13 protein-coding genes are annotated in these 15,358 nt (G+C 61.0%); 2 read left to right on the top strand and 11 right to left on the bottom strand.

Going from position 1 to position 15,358, the window contains the following annotated elements:
• Positions 1-202: 202 nt before the first annotated feature.
• Positions 203-412 (bottom strand): cold-shock protein, encoded by a 210-nt coding sequence (locus ACZRN6_RS10225; RefSeq protein ID WP_002554837.1) that lies wholly within the window; start codon positions 410-412, stop codon positions 203-205.
• Between the two features lie 378 nt (positions 413-790).
• Here ACZRN6_RS10225 and dcd point away from each other — a divergent pair, with 378 nt between their 5' ends.
• Together dcd and ACZRN6_RS10215 are read left to right on the top strand one after the other, a co-directional pair.
• On the top strand, positions 791-1,357 hold the full coding sequence (dcd, locus tag ACZRN6_RS10220) for a dCTP deaminase (RefSeq protein ID WP_093412595.1): 567 nt from the start codon (positions 791-793) through the stop codon (positions 1,355-1,357).
• Positions 1,358-1,464: 107 nt separating this feature from the next.
• Positions 1,465-1,668: a hypothetical protein gene (locus ACZRN6_RS10215; protein WP_003219272.1), complete on the top strand. Its 204-nt coding sequence runs from the start codon at positions 1,465-1,467 to the stop codon at positions 1,666-1,668.
• A 31-nt stretch (positions 1,669-1,699) separates the two neighbouring features.
• Here ACZRN6_RS10215 and pdeM read toward each other — a convergent pair whose 3' ends face one another.
• The 10 genes from pdeM to ACZRN6_RS10165 form a co-directional block, all read right to left on the bottom strand.
• The gene (pdeM, locus tag ACZRN6_RS10210) at positions 1,700-2,356 is read right to left on the bottom strand and encodes a ligase-associated DNA damage response endonuclease PdeM (protein WP_464007881.1); all 657 of its coding nucleotides are present in this window, start codon (positions 2,354-2,356) and stop codon (positions 1,700-1,702) included.
• Positions 2,356-4,836: a ligase-associated DNA damage response DEXH box helicase gene (locus tag ACZRN6_RS10205; RefSeq protein WP_464007880.1), complete on the bottom strand. Its 2,481-nt coding sequence runs from the start codon at positions 4,834-4,836 to the stop codon at positions 2,356-2,358. The genes pdeM and ACZRN6_RS10205 overlap by 1 nt, the downstream gene beginning before the upstream one ends.
• A 674-nt stretch (positions 4,837-5,510) precedes the next feature.
• Positions 5,511-6,275 carry an ABC transporter ATP-binding protein gene (locus ACZRN6_RS10200; protein ID WP_322143602.1) on the bottom strand — a complete coding sequence of 255 codons (765 nt, stop codon included), beginning with the start codon at positions 6,273-6,275 and terminating at the stop codon, positions 5,511-5,513.
• Between the two features lie 13 nt (positions 6,276-6,288).
• Complete coding sequence (locus tag ACZRN6_RS10195; protein ID WP_464007879.1) at positions 6,289-7,407, bottom strand: succinylglutamate desuccinylase/aspartoacylase family protein; 1,119 nt, start codon at positions 7,405-7,407, stop codon at positions 6,289-6,291.
• A gap of 9 nt (positions 7,408-7,416) precedes the next feature.
• The gene (locus ACZRN6_RS10190; RefSeq protein WP_322143604.1) at positions 7,417-8,127 is read right to left on the bottom strand and encodes an ABC transporter permease; all 711 of its coding nucleotides are present in this window, start codon (positions 8,125-8,127) and stop codon (positions 7,417-7,419) included.
• The gene (locus ACZRN6_RS10185) at positions 8,124-8,852 is read right to left on the bottom strand and encodes an ABC transporter permease (RefSeq protein ID WP_322143605.1); all 729 of its coding nucleotides are present in this window, start codon (positions 8,850-8,852) and stop codon (positions 8,124-8,126) included. The genes ACZRN6_RS10190 and ACZRN6_RS10185 overlap by 4 nt, the downstream gene beginning before the upstream one ends.
• A gap of 57 nt (positions 8,853-8,909) precedes the next feature.
• Positions 8,910-9,689: a transporter substrate-binding domain-containing protein gene (locus ACZRN6_RS10180; protein WP_322143606.1), complete on the bottom strand. Its 780-nt coding sequence runs from the start codon at positions 9,687-9,689 to the stop codon at positions 8,910-8,912.
• 300 nt (positions 9,690-9,989) lie between these two features.
• A complete protein-coding gene (locus tag ACZRN6_RS10175) occupies positions 9,990-11,624 on the bottom strand; it encodes an ATP-dependent DNA ligase (RefSeq protein WP_464007878.1) in 1,635 nt (544 codons plus the stop codon).
• Entirely contained in the window at positions 11,621-12,625 is a 1,005-nt protein-coding gene (locus ACZRN6_RS10170; protein WP_322143608.1) for a ligase-associated DNA damage response exonuclease, read from the bottom strand. Before ACZRN6_RS10170 ends, ACZRN6_RS10175 begins: the two co-directional genes overlap by 4 nt.
• Before the next feature lie 268 nt (positions 12,626-12,893).
• Positions 12,894-15,335 (bottom strand): penicillin acylase family protein, encoded by a 2,442-nt coding sequence (locus tag ACZRN6_RS10165; RefSeq protein ID WP_464007877.1) that lies wholly within the window; start codon positions 15,333-15,335, stop codon positions 12,894-12,896.
• Between the last annotated feature and the right edge of the window lie 23 nt (positions 15,336-15,358).

The raw sequence follows: 15,358 nt of genomic DNA, 5'->3' as shown, positions 1-15,358 counted from the left end.
CGGGGCATGTGAATGCACCGGGCGTTTTGCTTTGGGGGGCGCGTAGCAGCTGTCGAGCGCCAGCGAGGCTGCGTCCGGCCTCAACTCGGTGTCGCACCCTACGCAGCCTCGCTGGCGCTCGACAGCTGCTACGATAGCCAAATCCCAGGCACAAAAAAGCCCCGCTTTTGAGGGCGGGGCTTTTTGACTAAATCAGTACAAGTTAGATAACTTGAACTTCTTCAGCTTGCATGCCTTTCTGACCGCGGGTAGCGATGAAAGAAACCTGTTGGCCTTCTTTCAGGCTTTTGAAGCCGTCGGATTGGATAGCTTTGAAGTGAACGAACAGGTCGTCACCGGATTGTGGAGTGATGAAGCCGAAGCCTTTTTCATCGTTGAACCACTTAACGGTACCAGTTTGGCGATTAGACATGGTGTATCTCCTTGGACAAAGTTAACTGCGACTCAGGAAAAGCCCTGGCCGAGACTGAGTGCAAAGAGCAGGAAAAATTCTTGGAGATGGTTGGATCGAAATTCAACATATCGTGTAGAGATTCTCAGTGACACAAGCAGCACAGTGGCGCCACCTTAACCCTTTTTCAGGAACGTGCCAATGGTATTTCCGAAGGTTTCTCTATTTTCGTGACTGGCGGCAGCCCGATACCGCATCAACGCCCCACATTTGAAGGTGCGCCCCGCCCAGCAGGGGCTGCGCGGCGCCAAGAAAAACAGTCGCCCCTTTGAACCACGGGGCCAGCCCCGGTAAGATGCCCAACAGAATTTTTTCACCTCGCTATTCAGGACACCCGCCATGAGCATCAAATCGGACAAGTGGATTCGCCGCATGGCGCAAGAGCACGGCATGATCGAGCCCTTCGTGGAGCGCCAGATGCGTGGCGAAGGCACTGAGCGACTGATTTCGTTCGGGGTTTCCAGCTACGGCTACGATGTACGCTGCGCCGATGAGTTCAAGGTGTTCACCAACATCAACTCGGCGACCGTCGATCCGAAAAACTTCGACGAAAAAAGCTTCGTCGACGTCAAGAGCGACGTCTGCATCATCCCGCCAAACTCCTTTGCGCTGGCGCGCACTGTCGAGTTCTTCCGTATCCCGCGCAACGTCCTGACCATTTGCCTGGGCAAAAGCACCTACGCGCGCTGCGGCATCATCGTCAACGTCACTCCGCTGGAACCGGAATGGGAAGGGCACGTGACCCTGGAGTTCTCCAATACCACCACCTTGCCGGCAAAAATCTACGCCAACGAAGGCGTTGCCCAGATGTTGTTCTTTGAATCCGATGAAGAGTGTGAAGTGTCCTATAAAGACCGTGGCGGCAAGTATCAGGGCCAGCGCGGCGTTACTCTCCCACGCACTTGATCGAATCGTCTTACAGGCTTAGGGAATTTGTCAGCGGGCAGACACTCTATTGAGTGTACTGCCCCGACGCGTGCACAACGCGCCGGGCCACGCTTGAGGAGTCCCCTATGAAGCTCGATCCGCGAATCAGCGCCGAACTCGCCCGGCTTGAACCCAATCAGATTGGTGTCATGGCCTGGTCCTTGATGGCCGATCCCGCCGCAGGCGGCATTCCCGGCCAACCTGGCCCCGATGATCCCTGGCCCAACCAGCCTGAAGAGCCGGGTGAGCCCACCCTGCCTGACGAACCGCCTCCCGCCCCGGTGGCTTGATTTTGAAACCGGTGGCCCAATGGTCAGTTGCTCAACGCACTGGCCATACTTCATGGTCGCCGATCACAAAGATCTGGCTGTCTTCGTCATGAGTCACTGAATAACCTCCTGTAAACGCACCGAACGCCGGCAACAGGCTGACTTGGGCGCCGAGCCGGAAGCACGGCAGGCGCAAGCTTTGCCGACCCTTGCCCCGCAGGCGATACACCGGATGCACGTGCCCGGCCAGTACATGGTGGCTGGCATGGACGTCGGGTTCGTGCTGCAGCGCAAACGGGCCCATCAGCAGGGGCTCGGTTACCACCTCCATCGCCAGGTCGGCAGGTGGGTCGCCTGCGCGCTTGTCGTGGTTGCCGCGAATCAGCGTGAGCGCCACGGTTGAATGACGCTCTCGCCAGGCCCTCAATGCGTTCAGGGTGCCGCTGGCGTGGGAGCCGGGCCCGTGGAGGAAGTCGCCGAGGAAGATCACCTGCACACACGGGTAGGCGGCCAACAGTTGGTCCAGGCGCTGCAGGTTGTCAGTGGTCGTGCCCTGCGGCACTGGCTGGCCGAGGCTGCGATAGGCCGACGCCTTGCCAAAGTGCGCGTCGGCGATCAACAGGCATTTTCTCGCAGGCCAATACACGGCCTTGTCCGCCAGCAACCACAGGGCTTCTTCTGCCAGTTGTATCGGGCAATGAGAGGGCATCAGTTTTTCCCGTTATCGGCGATTTTTTCCAGGTCCTGAACCATCCGTGCAATGCGCTCCGAAAGTTTTTCCGAGCTCAGGCTTTCCCGGAAACGCTCCACCAGCAACGGAAAGGCCAGCGGGGTAGGCCGCTTGACCAGATGCAGGTCCAGTTTTAATGCTGATAAGTGCTGCAACGTTTCTTCCAGCCGACGAATATCCAACTCATCCCGCAGGACTTCTTCCCCTGCCTGGGTCAGCAGCAGGTTCTGTGGGTCGTATTGCTTGAACACTTCAAAGAACAAACCGCTGGAGGCCTGCACCTGGCGCGTACTTTTCGGCGCGCCCGGGTAGCCTGCGAACACCAGCCCGGCGATCCGCGCGATCTCGCGAAAGCGCCGCAGGGCCAGTTCACCGGCATTCAGGCTCGCTACCACGTCGTCCAGCAGATGATCCGGACTGAACAGTGCCCCACCCCCCAGTAAGGCCGGCCAATTCACTTCGGTCGCGCTCAGTAGCTCCAGCCCATAGTCGTTGACCGCAATCGAAAACGTCACCGCCTGTTGCCGGCTGACCCGCCACGCCAACAGGCTTGCCAGCCCAAGATGCACCTGGCGCCCGGCGAACGGATACAAAAACAGGTGCCAGCCTTCCCGCGACTTGAGCGCCTCGGCCAGCAGATGCTCGCGAGTCGGCAGCCCGGACCAGCGCAACTGGGTTTCCAGCAACGGTTGCACCGCCTGCATCTCCGGCCCGATGAATTGACCGTGGGCGGCCGCATCGAAGCGCTTGACCACTGCCTGGGCCAGTTCATTGGAAAGTGGCATGCGCCCGCCGTTCCAGCGCGGTACGGCGGCCTTTTTCACGTTACTGCGCCGTACATAAGCAGTCATGTTCTCCACCCGGACCAATTCCAGCAGGCGCCCGGCAAACAGAAAACCATCCCCTGGCTTCAGCCGCGCAATAAAACCTTCCTCGACACTGCCCAGGGTCTTGCCACCGCCGCCTTTGCTCCAGAATTTGAGCTGGATGCTGGCGTCGCTGACGATGGTGCCCACGCTCATCCGATGGCGCCGCGCCAGCCGGGCATCGGGTACGCGCCAGATGCCGTGTTCGTCTGGCTCGACCCTGCGGTAATCCGGGTAGGCAGTCAGCGATAGGCCACCATGGCGCACGAAGCCCAATGCCCAGGCCCAATCCGCGTCGCTCAGGTCTCGATAGGCCCAGGCGGTACGCACCTCTGCCAGCAGCGCATCCGGCACAAAGCCGCCGCCCAGCGCCATGCTCACCAAATGCTGCACCAGCACATCCAACGGCTTGTGGGGCGACTGACGGGCTTCGATGCGCCGTTCAGCGATGGCGTCCTGCGCGCCAGCGGCTTCCACCAGTTCCAGGCTGTGGGTCGGCACCAGCGTGACGCGCGACGGGCGGCCTGGTGCGTGGCCGGAACGCCCGGCACGTTGCATCAGGCGCGCCACACCCTTGGCCGAGCCAATCTGCAGCACCCGTTCCACCGGCAGGAAATCCACCCCCAGGTCCAGGCTCGACGTACATACCACGGCCTTCAGTTGCCCCTCCTTCAAGGCGCGTTCCACCCAATCACGGGTTTCCCGGGACAGCGAGCCGTGGTGCAAGGCAATCAACCCGGCCCAGTCGGGACGAGCATCGAGCAAGGCCTGGTACCAGATTTCCGATTGCGCCCGTGTGTTGGTAAACACCAGGCAACTGCTGCTGGCGTCGACCTCGGCCACCACCTGCGGGAGCATTTTCAGGCCGATGTGGCCGGCCCACGGGAAACGCTCGATAACCGGGGGCAGCAGGGTGTCCACCCGCAGTTTCTTGGTCGTCTGGCCCTTCACGTTGATCCCACCGCCTTGTGGGATCAACACCTCCAACGCGTGGGCTTGATTACCCAATGTCGCGGATATACCCCACACAATCAGCTCAGGATGCCATTGCCGCAGGCGGGCGAGGGCCAATTGCAGTTGTACGCCGCGTTTGTTGCCGATCAATTCGTGCCATTCATCCACGACCACCATGCGCAGTCGCGACAGGCTGACCTGGCTGTCGGCGCGGGCGAGCATCAGCGTCAGGCTTTCCGGGGTGGTGATCAGGGTGGTGGGCAGGCGACGGCTCTGGCGGGCGCGCTCGCTGCTGCTGGTATCGCCGGTGCGCAGGCCCACGCTCCAGGGGATGTTCAGTGATTGCAGCGGTGCTTCAAGGGCCCGGGCGGTGTCTGCGGCCAGGGCACGCATGGGGGTGATCCACAGGACTGTCAGCGGTTCGGCGGGTGTTTTGCGTTTGCGGGGAGTGTCTTCGGTGATGGCGAAGCGGTTGAGGGCGGCGAACCACAGTGCGTAGGTTTTCCCGGCGCCGGTGCTGGCGTGGAGCAGTCCCGATTGGCCTTCCTTGACTGCCTGCCATACGTCTTTTTGGAAGGCGAACGGTTTCCAGCCCTTGGCGGTGAACCAGTCTTTGGCGAAGTTGGGGGATTTGGCCATGCTTGGGGCTCTGGGGGTGTATTTCAGAGACCCGTGCGGTGGGGGAAAGGTTTAACTGCGATTGCTGGGGGGTGGGGTGTATATCCGTTATTTAGGTAACGGCAACTTAGGGTTCAGCTCTTACAGCGGGTCACTTTTTTACAAACGCCTAAAAAAGTAACCAAAAAACGCTTTGCCCCACCACTCGGTGCCTCGCCTAGGCTCGGCATGCCGGAACGAAGGCCATCGTGGTTGACGGGGCCCGCAGATCAAAATCAAGAGCAGATCAAGATCAAAAGCACGCAGCCTCGCTGGCGCTCGACAGCTGCTACGGGCGGGGTGGCTCTGCTTTTCTGTGGGAGCTGGCTTGCCTGCGATGCAAACACCTCGGTCTTCCAGACACACCGAGGCGATGCCATCGCCGGCAAGCCAGCTCCTACAGTGGACCGTCCCCGCTTTAGCTTTTGATTTTGCTTTTAACACTCAAGTCGGCTTTCAGGCCGCTGTGCTGTTGATCTGCCGTTGATCTTGATCTTAGGCGCCCCGTTAAACCACGCTGGCCGAACGCAGGCAGTACGGAGCGGTGGGGCAAGAGCGTTTTGCTTACTTTTGCGCTGTTCAAAAGTGAGCCGCTGTAAGAGCGGACCCTAGGCGGCCGTTACCTAAATAACGGATATACACCCCACCCCGACCGGCTACTTCAAATTCCCACTCAAAAACTGCTGCAACCGCTCGCTCTTCGGGCTACCCAGCACATCCTCCGGCGCACCTTGTTCCTCCACCAACCCCTTGTGCAAAAACAGCACCTGGCTCGATACCTTCCGGGCAAAGCTCATCTCATGGGTCACCATGATCATCGTCCGGCCTTCCTCAGCCAAACCCTGGATCACCTTCAACACCTCACCCACCAATTCCGGATCCAGCGCCGAAGTCGGCTCGTCAAACAGCATCACCTCCGGCTCCATCGCCAACGCCCGGGCAATCGCCACCCGCTGTTGCTGCCCACCCGACAAAAACGCCGGATATTGATCCGCCACCCGCGCCGGCAAGCCAACCTTGTCCAGGTACCGGCGGGCACGGTCCTCGGCGTCTTTCTTGCTGCAACCCAGCACCCGGCGCGGCGCCATGGTGATGTTCTCCAGCACACTCATGTGGCTCCACAAATTGAAATGCTGAAACACCATCGCCAACCGCGTGCGCAGGCGCTGCAACTCAGCGTCATCCGCCACGCGCATCCCATGGCGGTCGCTGACCATGCGGATCTGCTGGCCGTCCAACGTCATGGCGCCATCATTGGGCTGTTCAAGAAAGTTGATGCAGCGCAAAAAGGTGCTTTTGCCCGAGCCGCTGGCGCCGATCAAGCTGATCACATCACCGGTCTTGGCCTTGAGCGAGACACCTTTGAGCACCTCATTGTCGCCATAGCTTTTATGCAGGCCTTCAACGGTCAATTTGTACATGGGGCGTGCATCCTCAAGGCGAAAGTAGGTAGCCGCTGCGATAGGCTTCAGTGCCCGCGACATGGGCGATAACCATCCCGGCAGTGGCCATGCGCCGCAGCGAACGGGCGTAAAGCAGGCCGGCATTGCGGCAATGCACCGGCGTTACGCGGTCAGAAATGGGGTCGATGATTTCGGCGATCAGTTGTCCGGCCTCCACGTATTCCCCAGGCAGGGCGCTGAACACCAGCAAGCCGCCGACGGGCGTGGCCACCGGTTCGACGCCTGCCAGCGGTGTGGCGGGGTAGGGCAATGCCGGCAACGGTGCAGGCTCGCCGCTGATCGCGCCGAAGTGAATCAGGTAATCAATGATCGCCTGGCAGTCGAGGCTGGCCAGGCCGTGGTTTACATCACCCTGGCCGCGCAACTCGACGGTCACCGAAAAACTGCCCATCGGAATCGGGAAGCGCTCGCCAAAGCGTTGTTGCAATTGCCACCACACCAGCGTGAAACACTCATCGAACGACTGCCCGCCGGAGTCGGTGGCCAACAGGCTGGCCTGCGAACCGATATAGCGCGCCAACGGCTCCACCTTCGGCCACGCCTCGGGGGTGGTGTACAGGTGCGCCACGGCTTCGAAGTCGCAGTGCAGGTCCAGCACCATGTCGGCATCGCAGGCCAGGCGTTGCAGCACCAGGCGCTGGGACTCCAGTTGCGTGACGGGCGTTTGCGCCGCCAGGGCCATGACCAGGGCGTCGCGGATCAGCTCGACGTTGTGCGTAGGGTCATCCCCCAGCAAACCTTCGACCTGATTGCCGACTTCGTCGCTCAGGTCGACAAACAGGCGATTGAAGTTCTGCCCGCTTTCCAGTTCATAGCGGCCCAGCGGGATGTCCATCAACACCTGTTCCAGGCCCGTCGGGTTGGCGATGGGCACCAGCACGATTTCGCTGCGCAGGCGCCCGGCGGTGGCCAGTTGTGCCAGGCGCGCCTTCAGGTGCCAGGCTACCAGCATGCCCGGCAGCTCGTCGGCGTGCAGCGACGACTGGATGTACACCTTGCCTTCGGCCTGCTCGGGCCCGAAGTGGAAGCTGTGGATCTGCCGCGCCGTGCCCGGCACCGGCGCCACGAGTGGATGAGTCTGATGACGCATGCAGGCTCCTTAGTGGCTGGGGCCGAGAAAGGCCAGCCAGCGGCGCTCCGCCAGACGAAACAGACCGACCAGGGCAAAGGTCACGGTCAGGTAGATCAGCGCAGCGATACCAAATGATTGGAAGGTCATGTAAGTGGCAGAGTTGGCGTCCCGGGCGACTTTCAAGATGTCCGGGATTGTCGCCGTGAAGGCCACTGTCGTCGAGTGCAGCATCAGGATCACTTCATTACTGTAATACGGCAGCGAGCGGCGCAGGGCCGACGGCATGATCACATAGGCATACAACTTCCAGCCGCTCAGGCCATAGGCTTTTGCTGCTTCGACTTCGCCGTGGGCCATGCTGCGGATTGCCCCGGCAAAAATCTCCGTGGTGTAGGCGCAGGTGTTGAGGGCGAAGGCGAGAATGGTGCAGTTCATCGCGTCGCGAAAGAACGCGTCCAGCACGGGTTGGGCGCGAACCGCCGCAATGCTGTAGATCCCGGTGTAGCAAATCAGCAATTGGATATACAGCGGCGTGCCGCGAAACAGGTAGGTGTAGAACTGCACCGGCCAGCGTACCCAGCGATTGCGCGACACTCGGGCGATGGAGAGCGGGATCGAAACCACGAAGCCGATGAGGATCGAGGCACTGAGCAGCCACATCGTCATGGCCAGGCCGGTGATGTGCTGGCCATCGCTATAAAGGAAGGGCCGCCAGTATTGTTGAATAAGCTCGATCATCGCACTGCCTCCCGGGAGCCTGCGGAGTAGCGCCGTTCCAGGTAGCGCAGGACAACGTTGGATGCGCTGGTGATCAATAGGTAGATAAACGCCGCGATCACCAGGAAATAGAACAACTGATACGTGCTCTTGCCGGCATCCTGCGCGGCCTTGACCAGGTCCGCCAGGCCGATGATCGACACCAGGGCCGTGGCCTTGAGCATCACGCACCAGTTGTTGTTAATGCCCGGCAGGGCGAAGCGCATCATTTGCGGGAAGGTCACAAAGCGAAACCGCTGGCCACGCGTGAGCCCGTAGGCCGTGGCGGCCTCCAGTTGGCCACGGGGCACGGCGAGGATCGCGCCGCGAAAGGTCTCGGTGAAATACGCACCGTAGATAAAGCCCAGGGTGATCACCCCGGCGCTGAATGGGTCGATCTCGATGTAGTCCCATTCCATAAAGTCGGTAAAGCCGGTCAGCCAGATTTGCAGGCTGTAGAAAATCAGCAGCATCAGCACCAGGTCAGGCACGCCGCGAATCAAGGTGGTGTAGATCTGCGCGGGAATCCGCACGAATGCCAGGCTGGAGAGTTTGGCGGTGGCGCCGAGCAAGCCCAGCAACACGCTGACGGCCAGGGAGAACACCGACAACTTGACGGTCATCCAGGTGCCTTGCAGCAACAGCGGGCCGAAACCCTTCAAGCTGAAGGCACTGAGCCCCAGGGTTTGCAAAAGATCTTCGAACATAAATCAGGACCTATGGCGATAAAAAAGCGCCCCTCCAGAGGAAGGGCGCCCCAGGCATTATTTGCCGCTGTACAGGTTCAGATCGCCAAAGTGTTTCTTCTGGATGGTGGCGTAGGTGCCATCATCGTGTAACGCTTTGATACCTTTATCCAACAAGGCCTTCAGGTCTTTGTTACCTTTTTTGATACCGACCGCAGTTTTCGATGGCAGCAGTGGATCGTCGATGGCCTTGCTGACTTCGTAGTCAGCGCCGGCTGGCGACTTCAAAAAGCCCAGTTCGGCTTGCAGCATGTCCTGCACGGAAGCGTCCAGGCGGCCGGAAGTCAGGTCGGCATACACCTGGTCCTGGTTGGCGTAGGCCTTGGTAGTCACACCGGCTTTGTCCAGTACGGCCTTGGCGTAGGCTTCCTGGATGGTGCCTTGCTCGTAGCCCACGGTTTTACCCTTGAGGGACTCAGGCGTGGAGTAGTTCGCGCCTTTTTTGAATACCAGGGAAGTCGGGCCGGAGAACAGCTCGCTGGAGAAGTCGATCGCCTTTTCACGGGCTTCGGTCACGGTCATCGAGGAAATCACGCCATCAAACTTGTTGGCGTTGAGGCCTGGAATCATGCCGTCGAAATCACTTTCGACCCACTTGCACTTGACCTTCAGCTCGGCACAGATGGCATTGCCCAGGTCGATATCGAAGCCCACCAGGCTACCGTCAGCGGCTTTTGACTCAAACGGCGCGTAGGACGGATCGACACCAAAACGCAATTCCTTGTATTCCTTGGCCAGCGCAGAACCTGCGGCCATGCACAGAGCCAGTGCAGAAAGGGTCAGCAATGCTTTTTTCATTATGTAATCCCTGGAAACCAAGATAAGCGCTTGTGGCGCGGTTAGGACTGTTACTGAACGGTGTCAGACCGAACTCAAGTAGCAATTTCTGCACCATAGTTCCGAATGGTCGTTTTAAAAGGTGAGATTAAGGAGTTGTGCCAATAGGAAATGCCCGAAAACGGGCATGGAAAATTGACCGCACCAACCTGAAGCACAGCATCATCCTGTAGGAGCCGGCTTGCCGGCGATTGTTTCTTGAATGTGACGGTGATCTTGAGGACGCTATCGCTGGCAAGCCAGCTCCTACAGGGGCTTGGGTCAGGCCAGCAGATTTTGCAGTGTGGCCAGGTTGTCTGCCTCATCCACGGATTTATCCTGGCGCCAACGCAACATCCTCGGGAACCGCACGGCAATGCCGCTCTTGTGCCGCTTGGACAGGGCAATCCCTTCAAAACCCAATTCAAACACCAGGCTGGGCTTTACGCTGCTCACCGGGCCGAATTTCTCCGCGGTGGTCTTGCGCACGATGGCGTCGACCTTACGCATTTCTTCATCGGTCAGGCCCGAATACGCCTTGGCGAACGGCACCAACGTACGCTCAGTACCGGGCGGGCCGTCCCACACCGCAAAGGTGTAGTCGCTGTACAGGCTGGCGCGCCGGCCATGGCCGCGCTGGGCATAGATCAACACCGCGTCGACACTGAACGGGTCGACCTTCCACTTCCACCACACGCCCATGTCCTTGGTACGCCCCACGCCATAGAGGCCGTCGCGGGCCTTGAGCATCATGCCTTCCACGCCCAGGCTGCGGGAGGCTTCACGTTGTTCGGCCAATGCCTGCCAGCTGTCGCCGGTCAGCAATGGAGACGCCTGCAACGTCGGCCGGTTGCAGTCGCTGATCACTTGCTCCAGTTGCGCCCGGCGCTCGGCCTGGGTGTGGTTGCGCCAGTCTTCACCGTGGTGTTCCAGCAGGTCATAGGCCAGCACCGCGACGGGGGCGTCTTCGAGGATTTTCTTGCTCAGGGTTTTGCGGCCGATGCGCTGTTGCAGCAGGGCAAAGGGCTGTACCGAGGCCTTCCACACCACGATTTCACCGTCGATCACCGTGCCATCGGGCAGGCTGTGCGCCAGGTCATGAAGCTCCGGGAAGCGGTCGGTCACCAGCTCCTCGCCCCGGGACCAGACCCACAAACGGCCTTCACGCTTGACCAGTTGCGCGCGAATGCCGTCCCACTTCCATTCCACTTGCCAGTCATCGGGGGCGCCAAGCAAAGCATCGAATTGCTCCACGGGTTGGGCCAAGGCATGGGCAAGAAAAAACGGATAAGGCTGCCCGCCACGTTGTGCGTGTTCGTCCAATGATTCGGCGGCAATCAGCTTCAAATAGCCTTCGGCGGTCGGACGGTTGGACAGGTCGGTGTAGCCCACCAGGCGTTGGGCCACACGTTTGCTTTCCAGCCCGGCCATGGCCGCGAGGGCGCGGGTAACCAGCAACTTCGACACGCCCACGCGAAAGCTGCCGGTGATCAGCTTGATGCATAGCATCAGGCTGGGTTGATCCAGTTGTGCCCACAAGGCGGGCAGGCGTTCACTCAATTCTTCTGGCGGCAGGCCGCGCAACGGCAAGAGTTTCTCTTCCAGCCATATCGCCAAACCGTCGTCCGAGGTGTGGGGCGATTCCGGTAACAGCAGGGAAATGGTTTCTGCCAGGTCGCCTACCGACTGATAACTTTCTTCGAACAACCACGGCTCAATGCCGGCGGCTTCGGTGGCCATGTCCCGCAGCAAGCGTGTGGGCACCAGTTGCCGTGGCCGCCCGCCGGATAAAAAGTACACCGCCCACGCGGCATCTTGCGCTGGCGCCTGGAGGAAATAGGCCTGCAAGGCAGCGAGTTTGGCGTTGCTGGAGGTTGTGGCGTCGAGATTGGCGTACAGCTCGGCGAAGGCTTTCATGACGTAGCTTCCTCTTCGTCATCGCCGTATTCGGTGGTGAACCCCTGGGCGTCCAGGCCCTTTTCCCGCAGGTGGCGGACCAATACGCCCACAGAACCGTGGGTGACCATCACCCGCTCGGCGCCGGTTTGCTCGATGGCCCACAACAGCCCGGGCCAGTCGGCGTGGTCTGAAAGCACGAAACCGCGGTCCACCCCGCGCCGCCGCCGGGTGCCGCGCAGGCGCATCCAGCCGCTGGCGAAGGCGTCGCTGTAATCGCCGAAACGGCGCATCCAGGTGCTGCCGCCGGCCGAGGGCGGGGCGATGATCAGGGCTTGGCGCAACAAAGGGTCGGTTTTTTTGAAGTCACCGGCGTAGAGGGTTTCGGGGATATAGACGCCGGCTTCGCGGTACACCCGGTTCAGCGGTTCGACCGCGCCATGGCTGAGGATCGGGCCGATGCTGGCGTCGATGCCATGGAGAATCCGCTGGGCCTTGCCGAAGGAATAGCAAAACAACACGCTGGCCTTGCCGGCGGCACTATTCGCCTGCCACCAGTCGTTGATCCCGGCAAAAATCTGCGCCTGGGGCTGCCAACGGTAGATCGGCAGGCCGAAGGTCGACTCGGTGATGAAGGTATGGCAGCGCACGGGTTCGAACGGTGCGCAGGTGCCGTCGGGTTCGACTTTGTAGTCACCGGAGGCAACCCACACTTCGCCCTGGTATTCGAGGCGCACCTGGGCTGAACCGAGCACATGGCCGGCGGGATGGAAGCTCAAATTGACGCCGTGATGGCGCAGGGTTTCGCCGTAGGCCAGGGTTTGCAGGTTGATGTCCTGGCCCAGGCGTGAGCGCAGGATGCCTTCGCCGGGGGCGGCGGCCAGATAGTGTTGGTTGCCGGTGCGGGCGTGATCGCCGTGGGCGTGGGTGATCACCGAGCGTTCCACCGGGCGCCAGGGGTCGATGTAGAAATCCCCGGCGGGGCAGTAGAGGCCTTCGGGCCGTGCGATAACAAGGTCCATGGGCATGCCGTGGAGGTGGGCTTGTTAGTTATGAGGCGGGGGCGGGTGGAGAAGTTCTATCGGAAATGGATGCGATCAACTGTGGGAGCGGGCTTGCTGTGGTGAGGGGGCTTGTCCCCCGTGAGTTCACCACAGATTGATGGGGCTGCTTCGCAGCCCAACGCGGGGCAAGCCCGCTCACCACAGCAAGCTCGCTCACCACAGCAAGCCCACTCACCACAGCAAGCTCGCTTCCACATGTTGATCCGGTTGAGTCAGGGAAACCCGGTTATTTTCCTGGCACCAACGTCAACCGCGTCTTCCCATACACGGCGTCGAAGTTCTGCGGCTGCATCGGGAAGCTCAGGTATTGCGCCTTCAGCCACGGGTCGATGCCATTGGCATAGTTCGGGCTGGCCGGGTTGCCGGATTGGCCAATACCGCTCTGGCCCATCATCGGTTCCACCTGGCCGAAGTCGACGATCATCCGCAGCGCCGGCACCTGGGTTGTGTCGAAACTCTGGCCCCAGCTATACGGTGCACTGTTCAGCGTGTTGTGATCGCCGCCCGCTGCCAGTGGGCCGCGAATGGCCTGGCCGCTGGTGTTCTTCCAGGTGTAGCTGTGCAGTTTGCCCCATTGCCAGGCCTTGTGATCGGCGCCCAACGCGCTGTCGCCGGCGCTGATCGCCGCGGCCAGGCTGCGGGCGAGGATGGTCGGCTTGTCGGTTTTCTGCCCGGTGCGGGCGTCATTCCAGAACGGGCTGTCTTCGCGGCCCAGCAGGTGGTCGGCCACCGCCGAGTACGACAGGTTGGCGTTGCCGATAAAGGCTTTCCAGGTGGCGCTGTTTTCGGGGCCGAGTTCGTCGAGGAAAATCTGCTTGGCGCTTTCCTGCAGGAACAGTTCATAAATCGCCGCGTCTGCCGAGGTGGCGGCCAGCCGACCATCGAAGGCCATCAGGCGGCCCAGCGCTTCGTGCGCCTTGGCCTGGTCTGCCACCGGCAATCCATCAATCGCCTGTTTCAACGGCTGGGCCATGCCCGGTGCCTGGAACATGCGCTTGAGCTTGGCGGCGAACGTGGTGGTCTGGTCGTACTGCATGGCGATCATGCTGCGGCTGTCGTGCTTGCCGCTGCCGGCCAGTTGCGCGATACGTTCGGCGCGTTCCGGCGCAGCCCACGAGTTGGACAGTTGCATGCCGTAGCCACGGGGAATGGTGCGTTGGTTGGCAGTGCCGATCCAGCCTTGGGTCGGGTCTTGATCATAAGGGTGCAGCATCGCATCGGCGTAGCCATCCCAGTCGTAGCGCCCGTCCCAGCCCGGCGACGGCACCAGGCCTTCGCCTTCACGGCGATTGGGGAAGCGTCCGGTCACCTGCCAGCCGATGCTGCTGGCGTCGGCGAAGACCATGTTCAAGGCAATCGCGCGAATTTCCCGGGTTGCGTCAGACGCTTTGCCGGCGTTTTGTGCACGGGACAGGTCGAAGAACGCGTCCAGGCTCTTATCGTCCTTGAAGTCGGCGGTCTGCAACGCCAGGCCGTAGCCGCCGTTTAGCGCCTGGGCACTATTAAGCAATGGCCCGTGGCGCGTTTCGTATACCGCTTCGCGAATCGGCCGCTGGCCCTTGGCGAAGTAGGTTTCGTTACGCACGATGGCCGGCAGCCATTTACCGTTGTTCTCGTAGTACAGCGCGTTGCCCTGGCGCTTGACCTTCTCCAGGAACACATCCTGGGTGTCGCCCGCAACCTGGCTCATGCTCCATGCCACCTTGCCGTTGAAGCCTGAAAGCAGGGTGGGCAAACCGGCGATCGACACACCGGCGGCCTGGTATTTCGGCGAGCGGATCTGTACGTAGTTCCACAGCGACGGCGCCTGCATCGAGGTCGACAGGTCGTTGGCCAGCAGGCTCTTGTTGCTGCGGCTGCGCTGCGGGCCGATCGCCCAGTTGCTGGAGCTGGAAGTGCCCAACGTGTTCAGGCTGCCGAGGTGTTCGCTGAGGCTGGTCAAGGCGGCGAGGCCCGGGACCTGGCCCAGGTTGATGCCCTTGAGCTTGTCGGACTCGGCCACCGGCAACGGTTCATCCGGGTAGCTTGGGGTCAGCCAGGCGAGTTTGTCGGCGCCGACTTTTTGCGCAAGCACCAACGAGGACAATTCTTCCTGCAGGTTTGTGGATTCACTGAAATTCAGCAGGCAGAACAACAGCGCCGAATCTTCCGGCTTCCAGTATTCAGGCTTGTAGCCAGTCTGGGCCAGGTCTGGCGGCAGCTTGTCGCGGTAGCGGAACAGGTAGGCGTTGACCCCGCGGGCATACACTTCAAAGAAGCGCTTGAGGCGCGGCGACGAGGCGTTATACAGCTCGCCGGCGCTTTTGCGCAGGTTGACCGCCCGCATGAACCGGTCGACATCCAGCACTTGCGGCCCGGACATTTCCGCCAGACGGCCCTGGGCCAGCAGGCGCAGGGTGACCATCTGGGTGATGCGGTCGCTGGCGTGCACATAGCCCAGCGTGAACAGCGCGTCATGGAAGGTGCTGCTTTCAATCAGCGGGATGCCTTGGTTATTGCGGCGCACGGAAACGTTCTGCGCCAGGCCCTTGATGGGCTGCACGCCGGAAACCGGGGGCAGGGTGTCCTGGGTGCTTTGTAACTGGCAACCGGCCAGGCCCAGGGCACTGGCAATGGCCGCGGCAACGCCGAACCGGGGAAGAAAATGTGAGAGGGCTGGCGAGGCCATGGCAAAGCTCCTGCGGGGGGTAG

Source organism: Pseudomonas sp. A125 (assembly GCF_055409485.1).
This window is presented reverse-complemented; position numbering and strand designations above follow the sequence as displayed.